Source organism: Chitinophaga sp. (assembly GCF_039596155.1).
Lineage (GTDB): Bacteria > Bacteroidota > Bacteroidia > Chitinophagales > Chitinophagaceae > Chitinophaga.
The window spans coordinates 118030-141360 of sequence record NZ_JBCNKF010000002.1 but is presented as its reverse complement, the minus strand read 5'-3'; the positions used below and the strand labels follow the sequence as shown (position 1 = coordinate 141360).

Below are 23331 nucleotides of genomic sequence, written 5' to 3'. Positions count from 1 at the left end.
CTCAAAGAAAGTACTACAAAAAATACGCCACTGCTGCGCATCTTCAGCGAATTACCTTATTACATATTGGGGTATTTTCCTACAAAACTCCTTCATGCAGCAATTCATGCAGGATCACTGCGGCTGCATTTCCATAATTATTCTCGCGGAACTGCCCCACCCATCTTACACCTGTAATTGCGTTAGTGAGCAGGATCTCATCGGCATTCTCCAGGTCTGAGATGGTCAGGGGTCTTTCTATTACTTTAAAAGGAAGGTCCATATCTATGATATGCTTACGCATTACACCACATACACACCCTTCGCTCAATGGAGGGGTGATCAGTTGCTTGTCATCCACGATGAACAGGTTGGCAATCGTCGTATCTGCCACCCTGTCTCTTGCATTCAACAGGATCGTTTCATTGAGGTGGTGTTGTTTACCATACATAGCTGCCATAATGTAAGGCAGGCAATTATTGGACTTAATAGTAGCAAATTTATCGCAACTCTTGCGCGCCTCCGGGAATACATCTATGACCAGTCCTCTTTCATTCAGTTCCAGCACCCGTCTGTCCAGGTCCCAGGTCTGAATAATAAAATTAGGATGGTTATTAGCCGGCTCATACAAACCACCATCCGACCGGAAGATAGTCAGCCTTACCCTGGCCAGGCGGTTGTGATTATTCCTGCTGCAAAGCTCAGCGATAAGGCGGGTGAAATAGTGCCGGGTAAAATTGTGGGGCGCATCAAAATGTAGCAGATGCAGACTGGCCATTAACCGCTCAAAATGTAGCTCGGATAGCTGCACTTCTCCCCTTACTGCACGCATGGTTTCAAAACAACCATCGCCATACCGGAAAGACCGGTTATCTGCGGTAAAAATCGGCTCAGTAGCCGCCATAAATTTCCCATTATAACATATATACACCTGTTGCACTGCGAACGCTTTTTGAATGTTAAAAAAGGACTGGAAAGGTACGAAATATTCGTGGCATGCAGGTACCAGCAGCCAGGACAATAGCCCTTCGCCGCCACCCCTTAAAACGGGTAGCGGTCACCCCAGCTCTTGCCAGAATAACCGCTTTTATACATAGGACAGGGTGCGCTTCCCGGATTTCATTCAGGGATGAACACCAGTCTATTTAGATCTCTTACATAATTGCCCAAAACGGAACCCGATAAATACATCTGCCTGCTTGGAATTTCCAAACAAAGCTGTCAGTACACTACCGGAACCCACATATAATGGTCCCGCCCGGAAGCTTGTGCCTGCGTTGAACTTTGTTAACCCATTATAGCTAAGAGGAAGATAAAAGCCGAATTTCCTTCCTTCATAACGTGGCGTCAGTGTAAAGCCGCTGTAGTATTGTCCATTATATGGCCTGGTAGTACCCTTTGCCATCGCCAGCTGTACATTCGCATTCAGATAAAACTTGTTCTGCAAATGGTAATCTACATTAATCTGCATCGTTGTAGGCAGGCTTACTGTATAACTCGTTTCACTGTTCGAACCATCTGGTACAAAATACTGTGGATATTTATCTAACGTGGTTTTATAATCATCCAGGGACACTCCGTTCAACTGGCTCAGGTAAAACCTTTGGTTTGCTGCTATACTCAGGTTATAACCTGCACTCTTCGACATGTCTTTCGTGTATTTTACGCGACCAATGTCGAGTACAGATACGCCAACTTTAAATAAATAGTCTTTACTTTCTGCCGGTCTGTATTCATATACTACTCCCAGGTCCAGACCTACACCATGGCCTGAGGTTTTGGTCAGCTGGCTTGCATCAAAGTCAGCAACATTTACACCTGATGAAGCCAGGCCTACTTTGGCTGATGTGTTGGTGAGGTAACCGTCCTGTGCTACCAGGTCTTTGTCAATTGTCCCTTTGAAATTGCTCAGGTGCACATTCATATTACCAATGCCTGCGAGGTATTTAATCGTACCCCCTGCTTTGAAATAATGTGGCCCTTTTACATAGGCTTCACGTGCAAAAGACAATCCATATTCCGTCCAGCCACTTACATTCACACGCATGTTGCCATTGCTGCTGATAGTGTACGGCAAATTGGAAGTCTCATCCAGGTTACGGATCTGGTTCACCAGTTGTCCGTCCATATCAGTAACATTCCCCAATACCCTTGCTCTGCTGGTAAATGCAAAAGCCATTTTTGGTCCTACACTGATCATTACAGATGGCAGGTGAATAGCAACGTTCACCAGGCCATTCGTTTTACCTGCGTTTGCTCCGAACAATTGATCTGTTAGTTTGTCCCCATCGAAGGTTTTTCCGAGGTCCCCTAATTTGAATTGTGCCTGATTATTGCCAACGCTGGCATTCACTCCCAATAAATTTACGTCCCAGCGATAACGGCTATTTGCGATGTTAGCGGGGTTTGAAAATACACCATTCACACCGGTGTAGTTGCCTGTACGGTAGCCCGCAAGGTCTTGCTGTGCATAGGCACTCGTAAGCATGCCCATACACACTGCTAAAATTGACACAGTTTTAGTCATAGTACTATAGTTAGATAAACAGGTAGGTTCAAAGAACTTTTCAGGGCACAATATATTAAACTTATTTAATAAGTGTAATATAGTCCCAATCCTGTTTATCAGAATAGTTCGTCGTCGTTGGCACAATAAATATTAACGTGAAGTATTATTCACTGACAATCCGATGCACCTGGCATCTCCTATTTATAATTTTGGTTCTATCCGAAACTTTAATTCCGGTTACATGTTCCCGTCGAAATGCTCTTTATTGAATCTAAGTTCGCTGCTGATGATGGACTCTTTCCTCTATCAGAGTTGACAAGGCAAAGATGGTGTTTTTAATTTACTACACAATAGCAAGTTGTGGGTATTGCAAATTTGAAAGAGAATGATTATCTAAAAGCGAAGGGGCTTGTCTTACAAGCCCCTTTGTTATAATTTCATTTCCGGTATTTCGCCATTAACTATCAAACGCCCTGCTGTCTTAGCTTTGATCTCACCTACAGACACGCCCGGTGCTCGTTCCAGCAGCCTGAATCCTTCAGGTGTAACATCCAGCACAGCCAGTTCCGTCACAATTTTCTTTACACAGGATACACCTGTTAATGGTAATGAACATTGTGGTAATAACTTACTTTCTCCTTTCGGATTTGTATGCATCATGGCCACAATAATATTCCTTGCAGAAGCTACCAGATCCATCGCGCCCCCCATTCCTTTCACCATTTTACCAGGTATTTTCCAGTTGGCAATATCACCGGTATCAGATACTTCCATCGCACCTAATACTGTGAGATCTACCTTGCCAGCTCTGATCATACCAAAGCTTTCTGCACTATCGAAGAAACAGCCACCGGGCAATACTGTCACTGTTTCTTTTCCTGCATTGATCAGGTCCGCATCCATATCAGCTTCCTCAGGATAAGGCCCCATGCCCAGTAAACCATTTTCTGACTGCAGCATTATAGAAACACCATCAGGAATGAAATTAGCAACCAGTGTGGGAATGCCGATACCAAGATTGACATACATCCCATCGCGCAATTCCTGCGCTATTCTTTTAGCAATGCTATATTTATCTAAAGACATACATTACGATTTAAATCTTAACGGTTTTACGTTCGATACGTTTTTCGTAGCCGGTACCCTGGAAGATACGATGTACATAGATCCCCGGCACATGTATGTGATCAGGATCCAATTCTCCCGGTTGTACCAGGTGCTCTACTTCCGCTATTGTAATGTTGCCCGCTTTGGCCATAGAAGTGCTGAAATTTCGGGTGGTCTTCCTGAATACAAGATTGCCCATGGTATCTCCTTTCCAGGCTTTCACCATCGCAAAATCGGCATGCAGGGCCATCTCCATCAGGTATTGTTTCCCGTTGAATTCGCGTGACTCTTTGCCAATGGCTACTTCAGTACCGTAACCGGCAGGCGTAAAAAAAGCAGGAATACCCATTCCTGCCATCTGGATACGCGTAGCCAGCGTACCCTGTGGAATCAGCTCTACTTCCAGCTCTCCGGACAATAACTGCCTTTCAAACTCCGCATTCTCGCCTACATAAGAGGCCATCATCTTTTTGATCTGTCTTGTTTTGAGAAGCAGGCCCAGTCCGAAATCATCTACACCTGCGTTGTTGGAGATACAGGTGAGGTCTTTAATACCTTTGCTTACCAATGCTGCAATACAGTTTTCGGGAATGCCGCAAAGCCCGAAACCGCCCAGCATCAGCGTAGTTCCATCGTGGATGTCATGCAGTGCTTCATCAGCATTTGCTACAACTTTGTTCATGTTTTGGTGTTTTGAAAATTTTGGGGGCCGAACCAATCTTACTGCTGCTTCGGCTTGAAATCAGGTTTATGATGTCCTGGTAAACCATCTTTTGGTATTGTCTTCACCGCGCCCGGCATCGGTTTTCCCTGCATCATGCCTGAACCCATCGGCACCGGTCCGTTATTCGGCTTGGGCTGTACAGGTGCGGGTGTAGCAGGTGCCGGCGTAGGCGGATGCGGCGCAGGTAAATTCAGTTGTTTGATAAAAGGAGTCGGTAAACCGTCCTTTTTTGAAGTTAGCACATTTTTACCAAACGGCAGATCGGCAAACGGGTTCTCCAGGTATGCTTTCATACGCATCTCTTTGTCCAGGTCTTCCCTGTTGGCAGTAGCTGCCTCCATCATCATATCATACACTTCCTTCAACCTGTCAGGACGACTTTCGTACCAGTCATAACTTTTCTGGAACTGCTCCCGTGTCAAATGGTGCATATCCAGGATCTGCCTGTAATAGAGTTTCTGCCTGTACCTGTGTACGGAATCAGGCATCGGGATACGCGGGTCCTCATTATTGCTGCTGTATGCATCTGCCATGGTCATGTCCAGCAGTACATCCCGCATCTCTTCCTTTTGCAATACACCATCCGGTACTTTGCCAGCCTGTCCACACGCCATTAACCCCAAAAGAAAGAAAACAAATACGATTCTATATTGCATAAATACTATTCCGTTGTTAGCGCAAAGCTATTTCATCTGCTGATATTTCACAGCATTCGTTACGTCCATTTGGGACAATAACTGTACCGCACGTGATTTTTCCTGGGGCGGTGCCTTGGAAAAGATCTTTAGCAGCTCATCTGACTTAGACGTAAAGAATACAGCCATCAACATAGAGTTAGGTATATCCTGGTAAATGGCATACATCATATTCAAACAGTTCAGGATGGCTCCCCTGCCCTTGTTCATATCATCATACATCACATCCAGCCCTTGCCGATGATACTGGTACATCACGTCGTGAAAACGCGCAAACTTTACATTCAATAAGTTGTCCTGCAGCCAGTAACGATTGCGGTTACCCTCGAACGGTTTCCAGCCTGATACATCCTTGCCATCCGGTGCATTGTTCACAATATTCAGGGCCTTCTTGAAAAAGTCATCTCCACCACGGGGGGAAAATGAATCAGCATCCAGTCCCAGAATGATATAACTATAATAAGCCAGTATAGCCGTGAGATTGGAAGCAATTGGATCATTACCGGTCACCCTGTTGTCACTGAACTCCAATGGCTGAAATTCTACATAGCGAAACACCACGTTGTTGTCCTGCATGTTCAGCAAACTGCTCACATATCCTGCGTTGTACACAGGGCGGGTAGCCTGCACAGTCAGGGTAGCTTTGTAAGAATTACTTCCCAGGTCACCGGTTACATTCAGCAGGAAATTACATTCAATACGTTCTGCCGGAGTATAGACATCATCTCCCCAGCGACGACCGTTCAGGAATTCCATGATACTTTTCTGCAGGGTGGTAAACACTTTCTTGTCAGTACCAGTGATCTGGTTGGCGTTAACGGTGACATTCACCCTCAGTTCCTGGGCCAGGAGGCCGGAACGGAAGAGCAGAAAGAACACAAAGCAGGTGAGGACTTTCAACTGTGGAGTATATTGCATGTTATCATACGATTATAGAGACTATCATGGCTGTCCGATCAGGGTAGTAATGGCTTTCACAATATCTTCCGCTACTTCCTGTTTGGACTTGAGCGGTAATTCTGTTGCGGTACCCTGCCTGTCAAACAGCGTTACTTTATTGGTATCATGATTGAAACCGGCACCTGCATCATTGAGGGAATTCATCACGACCAGGTCCAGGTTTTTCTCACGCAGTTTTTTTAGTGCATACTCCTGCTCATTGTTGGTTTCCAGCGAGAAGCCAACGAGTACCTGTCCGGCAGGTCGCTGGGCGCCTAAAGTACGCAGGATGTCAGTGGTCTTTTCCAGTTCCAGAGTCAGTTCGTCGCCAGCCCCTTTCTTGATCTTGATGTCTGCTACCTGTTTAGGACGGTAGTCTGCTACAGCGGCAGCCATTACAACAATGTTACTATCAGCGAAATGGGCTGCACTGCGATCATACATATCTGCGGCTGTGACTACCCTGAGTGTATGCACCCCTGGGTGTTTTGCTGACAGATGGGTAGGTCCCAGCACCAGGGTGACTTCAGCACCGGCAGCCGCCAGCGCATCGGCAATGGCAATACCCATTTTACCACTGGAATGATTACTGATATAACGAACAGGATCCAATGGTTCTTGTGTAGGGCCGGCAGTTACCAGCGCTTTTTTTCCTTTCAGAGGCTGGTACGCATTAAAATACTGTTGCAGGAAGGCGACAATATGCTCCGGTTCAGCCATTCTGCCTTCACCAAAAAGCCCGCTGGCCAGCTCTCCCTTTTCCACCGGCAGTTGCTGATGACCATATGAGAGCAGCTTTTGCACATTGGCACGGGTAGCAGGATGATGCCACATATCTTCGTCCATGGCTGGCGCAAAAAGTACAGGACAGGTAGCCGAGAGGTAGGTGGCCATCAGGAGGTTGTCACAGGTCCCCATCGCCATTTTGGCCAGGGTATTTGCCGAAGCAGGCGCTATGAGCATCACATCGGCCCAGCGCCCCAACATAACGTGATTGTTCCAGCTGGAGTTATCACTGATGGTCACAGGCACCTCATTTTTCGACAAGGTAGCCAGCGTAAGTGGTGTGATAAAATCACAGGCAGATGGTGTCATGACCACCTTTACCTCAACTCCTTCCTTTACGAGCAACCGGACAATGGTAGCAGCTTTATAAGCAGCTATGCTTCCGGACACGCCCAGCAGTATTTTCTTTCCTTGCAACATGTAGCGTATACCAATTATAAAAAAGGCGACAGAAATAGATTTCTGCCGCCATGAAGGTAGATATTTTTCAGTACACCAGATTAGCTGTACAGGTCATCGTCGTTTCTTCTGAAATAGATCTTATCTTCCAGGAATTCCATAGTAGCCTGAATAGCAGGGTTTGCCATTCTCTCATAGAAACGGGAGATTTCGATCTGTTCTTTATTCTCGTGCACTTCCTCCAGGTTGTCTGTATGGCTGGCAAATTCTTCCAGCTTAGAGTGCAGTTCTTCCTTCACAGATATGTTGATCTGGTTGGCGCGTTTTGCAATTACTGCAATGGATTCATACAGGTTGCCAGTTTTGCCTTTAATCTCGGTAGTATTTTTGGTTTCTACCATTGGATTAAGACTGCTGGTAAGACCTCTTTTTATTTTGCTCATTCTCCAGAGAATTAATTATTGATTACTAATATTGTTAAGGGTATTGTTTGTTGTCTTAGCGTTTTTGGTGGCTTTCGCTTTCTTCCTTTCCTGTTTCTTACTGATCGGTACGTTCAGATTATCTATGTCCTTGATGTTACTCTTCGCTAAGGTATAATATTTTTCGGCATCCGGCTTCAGTTTACTGGAAGAATAATGGTCCGCGAAGTCCATGTACTCAGCCACCACATCTTCGTAGCGCTCTTTCTGTTTATCCCAGATGCTGTGTTCGGCGTATTTGTAATAAGCTTTGATAGCCATGTACTTATATCCGTCGCTCTTGTCGGAGTCAGGATAGTTGCGCATCAGGCTTTTAAAGCTGATAGCGGCAGCTTTGTAATAACCCAGGTTGTAATACAGTTCTGCGTTATTATATTCTTTCTTTTCAAGTTTCTGGCGGCAGAGTTCGATCACCAGGTTACCTTCAGCCACTTTGTCAGAGGTAGGGTAGTTGTTGATGAAAGTCTGCATAGCGGAAATAGCCTTAATGGTATTTGCCTGGTCCAGCGGGATTTTTGGAGACTGCTTGTAATAGCAATACGCCTGCATATAGTCCATTTCTACCGCTCTTGGGCTGTTAGGGAAGTTGTCAAGATAGTTTTTGAAGTAAAACCCTGCCTGAACGTAATCCTTTAGTTTATAAGAGCAATAGCAATAGTTATAGTAAATCGGCTCATACTTCTCCGTTCCTTTGTATACCTGGAACAAGGATTCGTACAGGGATTGTGCGGTCATGTACTTCTTTTTCTCGTACATCTTATTTGCATAAGCCAGTTTGGCTTCATAATCCTTGCTTTTTTCGATCCTACGCAGTTCCGTATTACAGGACGTCGCGATAACAATTACTAAAAGACTAATAAAAAAAGAAACTAGCTTCATTTTCCGCATAAAGAGGGCAAAGTTAAGAATTAAATGTAAATGTAAGATAGGGTAGCAAATAGAGCTGTTAAAATTTTGCAAAAAGGGGAAATTCAGCGACAAACACTTTTTCCCACAAAAGAGGGATGTGGGTATAAGGTTTCTTTACCCGTTGTTCGACTGTTGTTCGACTGTTCTTCGACTGTTGTTCGACCGTTGTTCGACGCTTCTTCGACGCTTCTTCGACGCTTGTTCGACTAAAGAAGAAAATGTCAACAAAACTAATAAACATTAAAAACCATACAATTAACACATTTATCAACACCTATCCACACACTTCTCACATATTATCAACATACATTCCCACAGAATAAACACAAGCTCATCAATAAACCATTCAAAACCCCATTATTATAGGCAAAATAATACTGTGGAAAAAATTTATAATTCATTTTTTCGTTAGAGAGTGGGAAAAAGTGTTATTTTGTGTTAGAAAATGGAATTCAAGGACTTTCGCCCCCAAGTATGACAGGTTTTCTGGGAGAATATGAGGCAACGCTTGACGCAAAAGGACGCTTTCTACTCCCCGCTGGCTTTAAAAAGCAGCTGGCAGAAGGCGCCGGAGAGCAGTTTGTCATCAACCGGGGATTTGAAAAATGTCTGTCCTTGTATCCCATGAACGAATGGCAGCCCATTTTCGAAAAGATCAGTAAGCTGAACGACTTCGATCCGAAAGTAAGGGAATTCCGCCGCTACTTTCTCAACGGCGCCACCATTTGTGAACTGGACAGTGCAGGCAGATTATTGGTGCCAAAAAACCTGATGGCTTACGCATCACTCGATAAAGAGATCGTGCTCTCAGCGGCCACCAACAAGATTGAAATCTGGGATAAAGCAAAATACCAGGAGTTCTTTGAAAATTTCTCACCAGGAGCCTTCAGTGACCTTGCAATGCAGGTCATGGGAGGTGGAGATAACAATATTTCGATTTAAAGCTATTATGGGAGAAGCGTCACAATATCACCTGCCCGTTCTGCTGCAGGAAGTAATTACACATCTGCAAATCAATCCCGAAGGGACTTATGTAGATGCGACTTTCGGTGGCGGTGGTCATTCCAGAGCGATTCTGGAACAACTGAACGAGAACGGACGGCTCATCGTATTTGATCAGGACGAAGATGCCTATAATAACCGGATAGATGACCCCAGGGTCACTTTCGTACAGCAAAACTTCAGACACCTGCAAAGGTTCCTCAAACTGTACAAAGTTCCACCGGTTGACGGCCTCCTCGCTGATCTGGGCGTTTCTTCATGGCAGTTTGATACAGCAGAAAGAGGATTTAGTATCCGGTTCGATGGAGATCTGGATATGCGCATGGACAAAAGAACAACCCTCACAGCAGCAGCGTTGCTGCAATCCTACTCAGAACAGGAATTACACCTCCTGTTCCAGAACTACGGAGAAGTCACCAACGCACGCACCCTGGCTAAAGTCATAGTCACAGAGCGAAAAGCCCGCCCAATGAGGACCATCAATGAGTTCAAATCCGTTATCCAGCCAATCGTAAAAGGCAATCCGCAAAAATACCTCGCACAGGTATTTCAGGCACTCAGGATCGCCGTCAACGACGAACTGGGCGCTCTTAAAGATTTGCTTACACAAGCAACGGAAGTATTAAAACCAGGCGGTAAACTGGCAATCATAACTTTCCATTCACTGGAAGACAGACTGGTGAAGAACTTTATGAAAACAGGACAATTTGAGGTGCAGGACGATCCATTTTCTTTCACCACGCCCCCTAAATTGTTCCGGCTAGATACAAAAAAACCAGTCACCGCTGGCCCCGAAGAACTTAAACGTAATGGCCGGTCCCGTAGCGCAAAACTTAGGGTAGCCGAAAAATTATAACAGATCCGGACTGACGAAGCATTTAAAAGGGTACAACTAAAAAAAGCGTCAATCCCCCAATCACGTTTGATCATGTGCGAAGGATGTTATACCATATCATTCACGTTGACTTAATAAAACCGAGCTGCTTGGAACAGGAAGAACATATACCAGTCGCAGAATTACCGGATGAACCGGAACAGAAAAGAGAATGGCGCCTGCGCATTAACTACAGGGCCATCACGCAAAATATGCCCTTTATACTGTTCCTCTCCGCTCTTGCACTGATCTATATTGCCAACAGTCACCTGGCTGAAAAAAAAATCCGCCAGATCAACAAACTGGGACGTGAAATCAAAGAGTTGAAATGGGAATATCTCAATGTGAAAAGTGAATTGATGTTCCGTAGCAAAATGAGTGAAGTCAGCAAATCAGTGGAACCTTGGGGCCTTAAGCCACTCAGTTCCCCACCCCAAAAAATCGTACTGAAGAAACAGTAATAATCATACTCAGACTGTGGAAGTAAAGAAAGACATATTGTGGAGAGTGTATCTGTGCTTTATAGGCATGGGTCTGTTTGGTGTGGCTATATTAATAAAGGTGTTCTTCCTCCAGAACGTTGAAGGTAATTACTGGCGAAGCATGGCCGACAGCCTGCATACCCGCTACGTAACCCTCGACGCAGACCGGGGTACCATCTACTCCGAAGAAGGTAGGATGTTATCCACATCGATCCCCTACTTCGACGTAAGAGTCGATTTCGCAGCAGATGGCCTCACCGATAAAAATGGAAAGATCTTCAAGGACAATGTTGACTCATTGTCCATTTGTCTTTCAAAGACTTTTCAGGATCACACTCCTAAGGAGTATAAAACACTCCTGCAGGAAGGCTATAAAAACAAAGACAGATACTTTCTCCTGAAAAGAGATATCTCGTTTACCCAATATCAGCAACTCCGCCAGTTCCCAATGTTCAGACTAGGGAAAAATAAAGGAGGCCTGATCGCGGAAACGAAAAATAAACGCATCAACCCCTTCAAACTGCTGGCCAACAGGACCATCGGTTTAAGCAGGCAAAATGCACAGAACGTAGGTCTCGAAAGGACCTACGATAGCTATTTAAGCGGCACCACCGGTAAAAGACTGATGCGCCGCATCGCCGGTGGCACTTTCGTTCCCGTCGAAGGATATGATATCGAACCCGAAAACGGACACGACATCATCACCACCATCGACGTAAACATGCAGGATATCGTTGAAACCGCCCTCATGAACATGATGGTCGCCAACGAAGCAGAAAACGGCACCTGCATACTCATGGAAGTGAAAACCGGTAAGATCAAAGCAATCGCCAATCTGGGCAGACAACCAGATGGCAGCTACTTCGAAGATATGAACTACGCCCTCAGAGCTACAGAGCCCGGCTCTACGTTCAAACTGGCTACCGTCATCTCCGTACTCGACGACAAATACGCTACCATGAACAACATGGTCAACCTGCAGGAAGGTAAGTGGCAGATAGGACGCAGGACCGTATTCGACTCAGAACCACACCCCGGCCAGACGAACGTTACCATCAAACACGCGTTCGAACTGAGCTCAAATGTGGGAATGGCAAAACTGGCCTATCAGTTCTATAATAAAAAACCAAACGACTTCGTCTGGCACCTGAGAAAACTCAGACTCGACAAGCCAACCGGTATAGATCTCGTAGGCGAAGACCAACCAGTCATCAAAACAACCGCCAGCAGAACATGGAGCGCTACCAGCCTGCCATGGATGGCTTTCGGTTACGAAGTCTTAATCAGCCCGTTGCAAACCTGCATGCTCTACAACGCGGTAGCAAACAACGGTAAAATGATGAAGCCATACCTGGTCAACTCCATTAATGAATATGGTAAACCAGTTAAAAGCTTCGAACCTGAAGTATTAATGGATAGCATCTGCTCCACTAATACCCTCACACAGGTAAAAGCAATGTTGGAAGGAGTCGTAATGAATGGAACAGCCAGATCATTGTGGTCTCCATATTACAGCTTTGCCGGTAAAACCGGTACCGCCCTGGTAGCGAATGCTAACCGGGGTTATGCCGATAAAATATACCAGTCCTCTTTCGCAGGATATTTTCCTGCCAAAGATCCGCAGTTCACCTGCGTCGTGGTGATCAAAAACAAACCACACGCGGCAAAGTTCTACGGCGCTTCTGTAGCAGGACCCGTTTTTCGCGAAGTAGCAGATAAATTATATGCTATCGCCGTTGAAAAACAACGACCCATGAGAGCGAACCTGATGCTGGATACATTGCTGGCATTCAAAAACAGCAAGGCCCGTGATTGGAAAGAAATCACCAGTACACTGGACCTGCCCGTTGAAGGTGAAGTCAATAACAACAATTGGGTAAGTGCCACCGTAACTGACAGGAAGGTCGCCTTCACTCCAGTTACCCAGGCAAAAGGTAGTGTGCCAAATGTAACAGGTATGGGATTGAAAGATGCTTTGTACCTGCTCGAAAATGCAGGATTGCGCGTGGTTGTAAGAGGTGCAGGGAAAGTCACCAACCAGTCCATTCCAGGAGGTACACAATTAGAAAAAAATCAAACGATCGTCATAGAACTGAGTTAATGAAAACACTGCGTGACATATTATATAATGTAAACATCGTGGCCGTAAAAGGGTCAACCGATACCGCCGTGAATGCACTGAACATCGACTCCAGGGCCATAAAACCCGGCGATGCCTTCATTGCAATCAGAGGCGTACATGCCGATGGTCACCTGTTCATTGACAAAGCTGTGCAACAGGGCGCCACTGCCATCATCTGCGAAGAACTGCCTGCACAAACTGCCGACAATGTTGTCTACGTACAGGTGAACAGTAGCGCCACCGCCGCCGGTGTAATAGCCGCTAACTTCTACGACAACCCCTCTCATAAGGTGCAACTCGTAGGCGTAACCGGTACCAATGGCAAAACAACCATCGCTACCCTCCTGTTCAAACTGTTCAGCGCACTGGGCTACCATTGCGGCCTGCTCTCTACCGTGCAGAACCAGATCGGCGACAGGATCGTACCATCTACCCATACCACGCCAGATACCATCCACCTGAATGCACTCCTGGCCGATATGGTGAACGATGGCTGTGACTATGTGTTCATGGAAGTAAGCTCCCACGCTATTCACCAGCAAAGAATAGCCGGGCTGAAATTTGCCGGAGGCATCTTCAGCAATATCACCCACGATCACCTGGACTATCACAAAACCTTCGACGAATACATCCGGGTGAAAAAGTCCTGGTTCGATGGCCTCCCCGCTACGGCTTTTGCCCTCACTAACCTCGACGATAAAAGAGGCAACGTGATGCTGCAAAACACCAAAGCAAAAAAACAAACCTATAGCCTGCGCACCGTTGCAGACTTTAAGGGAAAGATCCTTGAAAATAACCTCACTGGCCTGATCATGATGATCAATGAGACAGAAGTACACTTCCGCCTCATCGGTGAGTTTAACGCATACAACCTGCTGGCCGTATACGGAGCCGCTACCCTGCTTAACCAGGACAAAGCCCGCGTATTACAGGCCCTCAGTGACCTCTCCGGAGCTGAAGGACGTTTCGATTATATCGTCTCTCCCCATCAGCGCATCATCGGTATCGTGGATTATGCACATACCCCAGATGCCTTGCTCAATGTGCTGGCTACTATCAAAAACCTGCGCAAAGGCAACGAACAGGTCATTACCGTAGTCGGCTGCGGCGGCGATCGTGATACTGCTAAACGCCCTGTTATGGCCGAAGTAGCAGTTGAACGCAGTGACAGGGTGATCCTGACCTCAGATAATCCCCGTTCAGAAGATCCGAACGAGATTATTAAACAGATGGAAGCCGGTGTACCCGTACATCTTAAAAAGAAAGTACTGTCTATCACCGACCGTAAAGAAGCGATCAAAACAGCCATCAGCCTCGCCAATCCTGAAGACATCATTCTCATAGCAGGCAAAGGCCATGAGAAATACCAGGAAATACAAGGGGTGAAACATCCTTTCGATGACAAACAGGTGCTGGAAGAAATGATGAAGATGATGGAGAAATAATCATACAAACAACTAACGAACAACTAACAAACAACTAACTAACTACTAACTAACAGTATGCTCTATTACTTATTCAATTATTTGAAAACGTTAAATTTCAGCGGAAGCGGGATGTTTCAATTCATCACGTTCCGTGTGACTATGGCGTTACTGTTATCCCTGGTTATCTCTCTCTTGTTAGGTAAACGTATCGTCCGGTTTCTCCAGAAAAAACAGATCGGTGAAACTATCCGTGACCTCGGTCTGGCCGGTGAAAACAGCAAGAAAGGTACCCCTACCATGGGTGGCCTGATCATCCTGGCGGCTATCGTTATTCCTACCCTGCTGTTTGCTCAGGTTAAAACCGTTTACATCTGGCTCATGTTGCTCTGCACCGTTTGGCTAGGTTTGATCGGGTTCCTGGACGACTATATCAAAGTCTTCAAAAAGAACAAAGAAGGACTGGCCGGTAAGTTCAAGATCCTCGGACAGGTTGGCCTGGGTATCATCATCGGCAGCACCTTGTACTTCAACGAAAACGTAGTCATCTCCCGCGAGATACTGGGTGCAAAAAAAATCGCTCCCTACGAAAGAGTAGTAGCCAAATCGGAAAGAGTTACAAAAGATGGACATCGTTTTGCTGATGTAAAAACACCGATCACCTCTATTCCTTTTGTAAAGAACCATGAATTCAACTACGCCAAGCTGATCTCATGGATCCCCGGCGCAGAGAAATATACTTATATCCTCTACATCCTCATCGTGATCATCATCATTACAGCAGTGTCCAATGGTGCCAACCTCACAGATGGATTAGATGGACTGGCCACCGGTGTCTCGGCCGTCATAGGCGTTTGTCTTGGCATATTCGCTTACGTATCCGGTAATATCCAGTTCGCCGAATACCTGAATATCATGTACATCCCCAACCTGGGTGAACTGTCCATATTCATTGCCGCCTTTGTAGGTGCCTGCGTAGGTTTCCTCTGGTACAATGCTTATCCGGCTCAGGTGTTCATGGGAGATACAGGTAGCCTGGCTTTGGGTGGCATCATCGCCTCCCTGGCCATCATCGTAAGAAAAGAATTATTAATACCAATTTTCTGTGGTGTCTTCCTCGTAGAAAACCTGAGCGTTGTGTTACAGGTCTCTTACTTTAAGTACACCAAAAAGAAATACGGTGAAGGTAAACGCATCTTCCTGATGTCGCCCCTCCACCACCATTACCAGAAGCTGGGATACCACGAAAGTAAAATAGCAGTAAGGTTCTGGATCATTACAATTATGTGTGCAGTCGTTAGTATTGCAACTTTAAAAATCAGATAAGCAAAATGACAAAGAAACTCATCATACTCGGAGCCGGTGAAAGCGGAATTGGTGCAGCCCTGTTAGGCAAGCAACAGGGGTATGATGTATTCGTGTCAGATGGTGGAACTATCAAGGATATTTATAAACAGGAACTCGCTGTGAACAAAATTCCCTTCGAGGAAGGACAGCATTCCTGGGATGTGATTTTAGGTGCCGATGAAATTGTTAAAAGCCCTGGCATTCCTGAAAAAACGGAACTGATGAAAAAGATCCGTGAAAAAGGAGTACCAGTGATCTCTGAGATCGAACTGGCTTACAGGTTTAGCAAAGATGCCAAAGTAATCGCCATTACCGGTAGCAACGGAAAGAGTACAACCACTGCACTCACTTTCCACATATTTGAGACAGCTGGTCTCAAAGCCGCAATGGTAGGTAACATTGGTCTTAGTTATGCCCGTATAGTTGCAACCGCACCTGCTGATTATTATATCGTCGAAGTGAGTAGCTTTCAACTGGACGATATTGTGGAGTTCAAGCCCAACGTGGCCATCTTGTTGAATATCACACCAGATCATCTGGATAGATATGACTACAAAATGGAGAACTATGTGGCGTCAAAATTCCGCATAACGATGAATCAGGGGCCGGAAGATTTCTTTGTGTATTGCAAAGACGATCAGGAGATTGACAATTATTTAAAGAAGCAAACTATTTATTCAACATCAATACCCTTTACTATCATGGAACCGTTAAAGCAAGGAGGATTTATGGTAAACGATCAGGTAAACATTCAGGTTAATGATGAACCAGTAATCGTATCAATGTATGATCTCGCGCTTAAGGGCAAGCACAACTTGTACAATTCCATGGCAGCGGGTATTGCTGGAAGGACCATGGAGATAAGGAAAGAAAAAATTCGGGAGAGCCTGACCTCTTTTAAGAGTCTGGAGCACCGTATGGAGTACGTTGCCACTGTGCGTGGAGTGGATTTCATCAATGATAGTAAAGCGACCAATGTAAACTCCCTGTGGTTTGCACTGGAAAGCATGGAAACCCCGGTAGTGCTCATTATGGGAGGTGTTGACAAAGGAAATGATTATAGCGCTATCAGGGAACTGGTTAAAGAAAAAGTAAAAGCAATTATTTGCCTGGGTATAGACAATGCTCCCATTCAGGAAGCGTTATCAAAAGATACACCGGTAATGATTGATACGCGCAGTATGAAAGAAGCTGTAGATGCAGCCTTTCAACATGCAGAAAAAGGTGATGTAATACTACTCTCGCCTGCTTGTGCAAGCTTCGATCTGTTCAAGAACTACGAAGACAGAGGAAAGCAATTCAAAGAAGCAGTGAGGGAACTATAAACATCCGGGATATTCCGGAGAGCAAAAAAGTTTAAATGGACGGTTTACTTCATAGGACAAAGGGTGACAAAGTGATATGGACGATCGTGATCTTCCTGTCATTAGTGAGTCTGCTGGCGGTTTACAGCGCCACAGGGTCGCTTGCCTATCGCCTGCAGGGCGGTCATACGGAGTACTACCTCTTCAAACAACTGAGCGTACTGGTAATGGGTTTGCTGATCATCTACTTTGCACACCGGGTGAATTATACTATTTACTCACGTGTCGCACAGATAGGTTTCCTGATCTCTATCCCCTTACTGATCTATACACTGGCATTTGGCAGACATGTGAATGATGCAAGCCGCTGGATTAGACTCCCCGTTATTAATCTGACTTTCCAGACTTCTGACGTGGCTAAACTGGCCATATTCATGTATGTAAGCAGGCAACTTTCCAAAAGACAGGGTATCATCAGCGATTTTAAGAAAGGCTTCCTGCCAATCATTATTCCTGTTGGTGTGATCTGTATACTGATCATGCCTGCAAACATGTCGACTGCATTACTGCTGGGCGCCAGCTGCATGATCCTCTGCTTTATAGGCCGGGTACCCGTAAGGTACCTCCTCGCTATGGTAGGTGTAGGTCTCGTGGCTATTGTGCTGATGTTTGCCGTCGCAGCACTGACAGGCAAAAAGATGCGTACCGAAACATGGAAGAAAAGAATAGAACACTTTACTTCCGACGATGCCACAAATGCTGACCTGCCATATCAGGTGCAACAAGCTAATATCGCTATCGCAGGTGGTGGTGTATTGGGTAAAGGTCCGGGCAACAGCACGCAGCGGAACTTCCTGCCACATGCCTACAGCGATTACATATACGCAACAATTATTGAGGAGTATGGTATATTTGGCGCCTTTTTGATATTGATGGCCTATATGTTGCTATTACTTAGAAGTATCAGCTTGTTTAGAAAATGTCCCTATGCTTTCGGCGCTTTTCTGGCAGTTGGTCTCAGCATCACATTAGTCATACAGGCACTGACAAATATGGCAGTGAATGTAGGACTCTTCCCCGTAACAGGTGTAACATTACCGCTGGTGAGTATGGGTGGATCCTCGGTGATCTTTACCAGTCTTGCTATTGGTATCATACTAAGTGTATCAAGAAATGTGGAAGAACTGGAAGGAAAAAGAATAGAACAGGAAAGGATTGCGAAGGTAGTCGCCCAGCAAGCTGAAATAGAAGAATTTTAAACTGATAGAAATATGCAACGCAGAATTATCATAGCAGGTGGTGGTACCGGAGGACATATCTTCCCGGCAATCGCTATTGCCAATGCGTTGAAAAAGATAGAACCGGAAACAGAGATCCTCTTTGTAGGTGCCAAAGGAAAGATGGAAATGGAAAAAGTACCGCAGGCTGGCTACCGCATCGAAGGACTGGAAATAGCAGGATTTAATCGCAGCAATATGCTCAAGAACCTGTTGTTACCATTCAAGATCCTGAAAAGCCTTTCACAGGCCCGTAAGATCATTGACGCTTTCCAACCGGATGCTGTGGTAGGTGTAGGCGGTTATGCCAGCTTCCCTGTCATGCGCAAAGCACAGAAAAAAGGTATTCCAACCCTCATACAGGAGCAAAACTCCTTCGCAGGGAAAGCCAATATGGCCCTCGGAAAAAAAGCCGCTAAAATCTGTGTCGCTTACGAAAACATGGAGAAATTCTTTCCGGCTGATAAAATTGTAATGACCGGCAATCCTGTACGGGGAAACATTACACAATCTGCCGTATCAAAAGAAGATGCACTCGCGCACTTCGGTCTCCGCACCGGCAAACAAACTGTATTTGCCGTAGGTGGAAGCCTGGGAGCAAAAGCCATCAACGAGGCACTGGCACCCATCCTCGCCTCTTTTGTAGAGAAAAATATCCAGCTGATCTGGCAAACAGGTAAGCCTTACTTTGAAACAGCCAAAACAGCTGCCGAACCATACACCTCCCATGTAAAAGTGTATGAATTCATCAACGTAATGGACTTCGCCTACAAAGCTTCAGATGTAGTGGTATCACGTGCAGGCGCACTGGCCATCGCTGAACTCTGTGTAGTGAAAAAACCTGTCATCTTCGTGCCCTACCCGTTTGCGGCAGAAGACCACCAGACGTTCAATGCAAAAAGCCTGGTAGATAAAAAAGCAGCCCTCATCATTAAAAATGATGATGCCACTGCCCAACTGGGAAATACACTTTTTAGCCTGTTACAAAACAATGCGTTATTGCAACAGCTGGAAGAAAATATAGGTAAACTGGGAAATTCAAATGCTGATATGGTCATTGCTAAACAAGTGTTAGCGCTGATCAAATAAAAGGAGAAAGAAAAATGGATCTGAAAAACATACAACGCGTTTACTTCATTGGAATCGGAGGCATCGGTATGAGCGCCATCGCCCGCTTTTTTAATGAGAAAGGCGTGCATGTAAGTGGCTATGACCGTACCGAAACACCACTGACCCGTCAGCTGGCTGAAGAAGGTATGCAGATCCATTACTCGGATGATACCAACCTGCTGGACAAAAATGCACAACTGGTTGTATATACACCCGCTATCCCAGGTACCCATGCTGAACTGATCTGGTATAAGAAAAACGAATACGAAGTAGTAAAACGAAGCGATGTATTGCAGGAGATCACCAAAGAGTTGTTCGCCATCACCGTAGGTGGTACACATGGCAAAACAACCATCTCTACCCTTACCGCTCACATACTGCGTCATAGCGGTTATGGTTGCAACGCCTTCCTCGGAGGTATCAGTGCCAACTACGACCGTAACTTCTGGAGCAGCGACAAACAGGTGGCTGTGATCGAAGCGGATGAGTATGATCGTTCATTCCTGAAACTTCACCCGGATATCGCTGTACTGACTGCCATGGATGCAGATCACCTGGATATCTACGGCACAGAAGCTGACATGCAGGATGCTTTTATACAGTATACGGCAAACATAAAACCCAATGGTACGCTGATCGCAAAACTGGGATTAGCCCGTGCAGCAGAATTGAAAGGTGATAATAAACGTTGGTATCACCTGCAGGATAGTCAGGCAAATGTTTATGCGACCAACATCAGAACAGTTGACGGTGGTTATCTGTTTGATGTAGTAGAACAGGATTGGCACATTCATGATGTACAACTGCCTATAGGAGGTACACATAATATCGAGAATACAGTGGCAGCCATCACCGTGGCACACCTGTTAGGCATTGACGCCGCAAAGATCAAAGCAGCAATCGCTGATTTCAAAGGCATCAAACGTCGCTTTGAATATCTGGTGAAGAACGATTATCAGGTATACATTGATGACTATGCACATCATCCGGAAGAACTACGCGCCCTCATCAGCAGCGCCCGTAGCCTTTTCCCAGACAAGCGTTGTGTAGTATTCTTCCAGCCACATTTGTACAGCCGTACACGTGATCTGGTAGAAGGATTTGCAGAAAGCCTGTCACTCGCAGATGAAGTGCTGCTGTTACCCATCTATCCGGCCAGGGAATTACCGATCGAAGGCGTGCATAGCGAAATGCTGGCGGAAAAGATAACAGTACCGGTAAAGGTCATACAGAAAGAAGATGTATTGGCCTGGGTAAAAGCGAATAGTGCACCATTGCTCATCACGGCTGGTGCCGGGGACATTGACCAATTCAGAGATCCAATCAAAGAAATATTGAATGGAGAAAAAGTGAAAGAGTAGACAACAAAACTAAAACCCAAATGCAAACCAAGACCCGCCGGGCATTAAAACGAATAGGTAGTGTACTGCTATGGACGGCGGTATTGACCGGCTTCGTTATCCTGCTTGTTGCGGCAGTGCAGGAAAAAGAAGAGGGTAAATGCAAAGGGATCGTTGTAAAACTGGTGGGAGACGAAAACAACTTTTTTATAGAAGAGAAAGATATAAAAGCGTTGGTGGCTGGCGACAAGAACTTAAATCCTGTAGGCAAGCCCATAAAAGAGATTAACATCGCAGCATTGGAGAAGATCGTAGCGCGTGATCCCTGGGTAAAAACTGCAGATATCTTTGTGGACAACCAGCGAAGACTCAACATCAAAGTCGCTCAGCGAGAGCCCGTAGCAAGGATCTTTACCTTAACAGGCAATACTTACTACCTGGACAAAGATGGAGAAAGAATACCGGTATCAGCCCGATATACAGCAAGAGTACCGGTGTTCACAGATTATCCGTCAGACGCTGCTAAAGTGCAAAAGGCAGACAGCGCACTGACTGCTGGTATCATGGAAATAGGCAGCTTTGTACAAAGCGACCCTTTCTGGACGGCTCAGGTAGAACAGGTAGTGATCACTCCCCAGCGTGAGTTTGAAATCATACCAACACTGGGAGATCACGTGATACTGTTTGGCGATGGTACCGATGTACCAAAAAAATTCAACAAACTGCTGGCGTTTTATAAAGAAGGACTAAGCAAAGTGGGTTGGAACAATTACGCAAAAATCAACGTTGCATTCGAAAACGAAGTAGTATGTACACGGAGAAGCGGGGAAGAATTATCGAAAAAGCTGGCCGCTGAAGACAGCGCTAAATTAGCCAGCACCGGCGATACACTGGCGAGGATCATGGTGCACGGAAATGACTCAGTGCAACCAGAAGCAGCAAAGCTGGAAGCCTCCGTCAGAGTGGTACCTGCCAGACCTACGCCTTCGAAACAGAGAAATCAAAAGGACAAGTCGTCTGGAAAAAAGGAACCAAAGGCAGTGTATAGGCCAGGTAGAAATTAGTAACACAACAAAAAACTATAGAAACGCCATGAATCAGGAAGCTCCTATCATTGTAGGCCTTGATATTGGAACTACAAAGATTGCTGCCATCGCAGGTCGAAAGAACGAATTCGGGAAACTGGAAATCCTGGGTTTCGGTAAAGCTCCGTCCTTCGGTGTTCAACACGGAATGGTGTTGAATATCGATCAGACAATCAAGGCAATACGTCAGGCCCTGGAGAACTGCTATGCTTCTAATCCAAACCTGGAGATCAATGAAGTGTATGTTGGCATTGCAGGTCATCACATCAAAAGCCTGCAGACCCGTGGCGATATCGTGCGTAACGATACCGAAGCGGAAATCTCCCAGAAAGATATTGATCAGCTGATAAATGACCAGTATAAAACGGTGATCCCCGCCAGTGACCAGATCATTGACGTGATCCCGCAACAATATATCGTTGATAGCCTCCAGAACATCACCTACCCGATCGGGATGAGCGGTGTGAAAGTAGGTGCGAACTTTCATATCATCACCGGTGATAAGAATGCAATTCGCAACATCAACCGTAGCGTTGAGAAATCCGGACTGAAGATCCACGACCTGGTACTTCAACCCCTGGCTTCTGCCGCTGCCGTAATGTGTGACATGGACTTCGAAGCAGGCGTAGCCATCGTAGATATCGGCGGCGGTACTACCGACCTGGCTGTGTTCTACGAAGGTATCCTGAAACACACAGCCGTAATACCTTACGGTGGTGAGAATATCACCAACGATATCAAAAACGGTCTCGGTGTACTGAAAACACAGGCAGAACAAATGAAAGTGCAATTCGGATACGCACTGGCAGATGAAGCAAAAAGCAATGCTTACATCACCATCCCCGGACTGCGCGGACAAAGCCCTAAAGAGATTTCTGTGAAGAACCTGGCACATATCATACAGGCACGTATGAGTGAAATCATGGACTTCGTCATTTATCATCTCAAGCAAATTGGAATGGACAACAAGATGCTCAATGGTGGTATCATCCTCACAGGTGGTGGCTCCCAACTGAAACATCTGATCCAGCTCACAGAATATACAACCGGTGTAAGCGCACGAATTGGCTATCCAAACGAGCACCTGGCCTCCGGTCATATCGACGAGCTGACCAAACCAATGTATTCTACCTGTATCGGTCTTATCCTCAAAGGTTATAACGACTATGAGAACGACCGCAGGGCAATGGAAGAAAATTACGTTAAGATCAATACCAGCTACATCGCCAAGGAGCAGGCCTCAAAAGCCGCTACAGAAAAGGAAGACAGCTGGGAAGACGATACCCCGTCAGTTGAAGAAATCCAGGCAAGAAAAGCGAGAGAAAGAAACGCCTCTCTGAAAACTTTCCTGGACAGAATGAAAACAAAGATCATCGACATGTTCACCGAAGAAGAGGATGCGAAACTTTAACAGGGTATTTTCCGAGAATGGCGT

21 protein-coding genes are annotated in these 23331 nt (G+C 45.7%); 12 read left to right on the top strand and 9 right to left on the bottom strand.

The window, feature by feature from the left end; all coding sequences use genetic code 11:
- Positions 1–79: 79 nt before the first annotated feature.
- The 9 genes from ABDW33_RS02440 to bamD form a co-directional block, all read right to left on the bottom strand.
- Complete coding sequence (locus tag ABDW33_RS02440) at positions 80–883, bottom strand: aminotransferase class IV (RefSeq protein ID WP_343688475.1); 804 nt, start codon at positions 881–883, stop codon at positions 80–82.
- 237 nt (positions 884–1120) lie between these two features.
- Positions 1121–2506 carry a DUF5723 family protein gene (locus ABDW33_RS02435; protein ID WP_343688474.1) on the bottom strand — a complete coding sequence of 462 codons (1386 nt, stop codon included), beginning with the start codon at positions 2504–2506 and terminating at the stop codon, positions 1121–1123.
- A 411-nt stretch (positions 2507–2917) separates the two neighbouring features.
- Positions 2918–3574 (bottom strand): 3-oxoacid CoA-transferase subunit B, encoded by a 657-nt coding sequence (locus ABDW33_RS02430; protein WP_343688473.1) that lies wholly within the window; start codon positions 3572–3574, stop codon positions 2918–2920.
- A gap of 10 nt (positions 3575–3584) precedes the next feature.
- Positions 3585–4277 carry a CoA transferase subunit A gene (locus ABDW33_RS02425; protein WP_343688472.1) on the bottom strand — a complete coding sequence of 231 codons (693 nt, stop codon included), beginning with the start codon at positions 4275–4277 and terminating at the stop codon, positions 3585–3587.
- A 38-nt stretch (positions 4278–4315) separates the two neighbouring features.
- A complete protein-coding gene (locus ABDW33_RS02420; RefSeq protein ID WP_343688471.1) occupies positions 4316–4975 on the bottom strand; it encodes a DUF4296 domain-containing protein in 660 nt (219 codons plus the stop codon).
- 27 nt (positions 4976–5002) lie between these two features.
- Positions 5003–5932 (bottom strand): DUF4835 family protein, encoded by a 930-nt coding sequence (locus tag ABDW33_RS02415; RefSeq protein WP_343688470.1) that lies wholly within the window; start codon positions 5930–5932, stop codon positions 5003–5005.
- Positions 5933–5956: 24 nt separating this feature from the next.
- Positions 5957–7159: a bifunctional phosphopantothenoylcysteine decarboxylase/phosphopantothenate--cysteine ligase CoaBC gene (coaBC, locus tag ABDW33_RS02410; protein WP_343688469.1), complete on the bottom strand. Its 1203-nt coding sequence runs from the start codon at positions 7157–7159 to the stop codon at positions 5957–5959.
- Positions 7160–7239: 80 nt separating this feature from the next.
- The gene (locus ABDW33_RS02405; RefSeq protein ID WP_072359134.1) at positions 7240–7581 is read right to left on the bottom strand and encodes a DNA-directed RNA polymerase subunit omega; all 342 of its coding nucleotides are present in this window, start codon (positions 7579–7581) and stop codon (positions 7240–7242) included.
- Positions 7582–7596: 15 nt separating this feature from the next.
- On the bottom strand, positions 7597–8499 hold the full coding sequence (gene bamD, locus ABDW33_RS02400; protein WP_343688468.1) for an outer membrane protein assembly factor BamD: 903 nt from the start codon (positions 8497–8499) through the stop codon (positions 7597–7599).
- A gap of 504 nt (positions 8500–9003) precedes the next feature.
- On the opposite strand from bamD, the gene mraZ reads away from it, so the two are divergent.
- The 12 genes from mraZ (at position 9004) to ftsA (ending at position 23307) form a co-directional block, all read left to right on the top strand.
- The gene (mraZ, locus tag ABDW33_RS02395) at positions 9004–9471 is read left to right on the top strand and encodes a division/cell wall cluster transcriptional repressor MraZ (RefSeq protein WP_146965411.1); all 468 of its coding nucleotides are present in this window, start codon (positions 9004–9006) and stop codon (positions 9469–9471) included.
- 7 nt (positions 9472–9478) lie between these two features.
- The gene (rsmH, locus tag ABDW33_RS02390) at positions 9479–10387 is read left to right on the top strand and encodes a 16S rRNA (cytosine(1402)-N(4))-methyltransferase RsmH (protein WP_343688467.1); all 909 of its coding nucleotides are present in this window, start codon (positions 9479–9481) and stop codon (positions 10385–10387) included.
- A gap of 128 nt (positions 10388–10515) precedes the next feature.
- Positions 10516–10866 carry an FtsL-like putative cell division protein gene (locus tag ABDW33_RS02385; RefSeq protein WP_072359141.1) on the top strand — a complete coding sequence of 117 codons (351 nt, stop codon included), beginning with the start codon at positions 10516–10518 and terminating at the stop codon, positions 10864–10866.
- 16 nt (positions 10867–10882) lie between these two features.
- Positions 10883–12988 carry a penicillin-binding protein gene (locus ABDW33_RS02380; RefSeq protein WP_343688466.1) on the top strand — a complete coding sequence of 702 codons (2106 nt, stop codon included), beginning with the start codon at positions 10883–10885 and terminating at the stop codon, positions 12986–12988.
- On the top strand, positions 12988–14454 hold the full coding sequence (locus ABDW33_RS02375) for a UDP-N-acetylmuramoyl-L-alanyl-D-glutamate--2,6-diaminopimelate ligase (protein WP_343688465.1): 1467 nt from the start codon (positions 12988–12990) through the stop codon (positions 14452–14454). The genes ABDW33_RS02380 and ABDW33_RS02375 overlap by 1 nt, the downstream gene beginning before the upstream one ends.
- Before the next feature lie 111 nt (positions 14455–14565).
- Positions 14566–15759: a phospho-N-acetylmuramoyl-pentapeptide-transferase gene (mraY, locus tag ABDW33_RS02370; protein WP_343688464.1), complete on the top strand. Its 1194-nt coding sequence runs from the start codon at positions 14566–14568 to the stop codon at positions 15757–15759.
- 5 nt (positions 15760–15764) lie between these two features.
- Entirely contained in the window at positions 15765–17105 is a 1341-nt protein-coding gene (gene murD, locus ABDW33_RS02365; protein ID WP_343688463.1) for a UDP-N-acetylmuramoyl-L-alanine--D-glutamate ligase, read from the top strand.
- Between the two features lie 35 nt (positions 17106–17140).
- Positions 17141–18343 carry an FtsW/RodA/SpoVE family cell cycle protein gene (locus ABDW33_RS02360; RefSeq protein ID WP_343688462.1) on the top strand — a complete coding sequence of 401 codons (1203 nt, stop codon included), beginning with the start codon at positions 17141–17143 and terminating at the stop codon, positions 18341–18343.
- Between the two features lie 12 nt (positions 18344–18355).
- Positions 18356–19450, top strand: a complete 1095-nt coding sequence (murG, locus tag ABDW33_RS02355; RefSeq protein ID WP_343688461.1) for an undecaprenyldiphospho-muramoylpentapeptide beta-N-acetylglucosaminyltransferase — start codon at positions 18356–18358, stop codon at positions 19448–19450.
- A gap of 14 nt (positions 19451–19464) precedes the next feature.
- Positions 19465–20832 (top strand): UDP-N-acetylmuramate--L-alanine ligase, encoded by a 1368-nt coding sequence (gene murC / locus ABDW33_RS02350; RefSeq protein ID WP_343688460.1) that lies wholly within the window; start codon positions 19465–19467, stop codon positions 20830–20832.
- 20 nt (positions 20833–20852) lie between these two features.
- Complete coding sequence (locus ABDW33_RS02345) at positions 20853–21875, top strand: hypothetical protein (protein WP_343688459.1); 1023 nt, start codon at positions 20853–20855, stop codon at positions 21873–21875.
- A 28-nt stretch (positions 21876–21903) separates the two neighbouring features.
- Entirely contained in the window at positions 21904–23307 is a 1404-nt protein-coding gene (gene ftsA / locus ABDW33_RS02340; RefSeq protein WP_343688458.1) for a cell division protein FtsA, read from the top strand.
- The last annotated feature ends 24 nt before the right edge of the window (positions 23308–23331 follow it).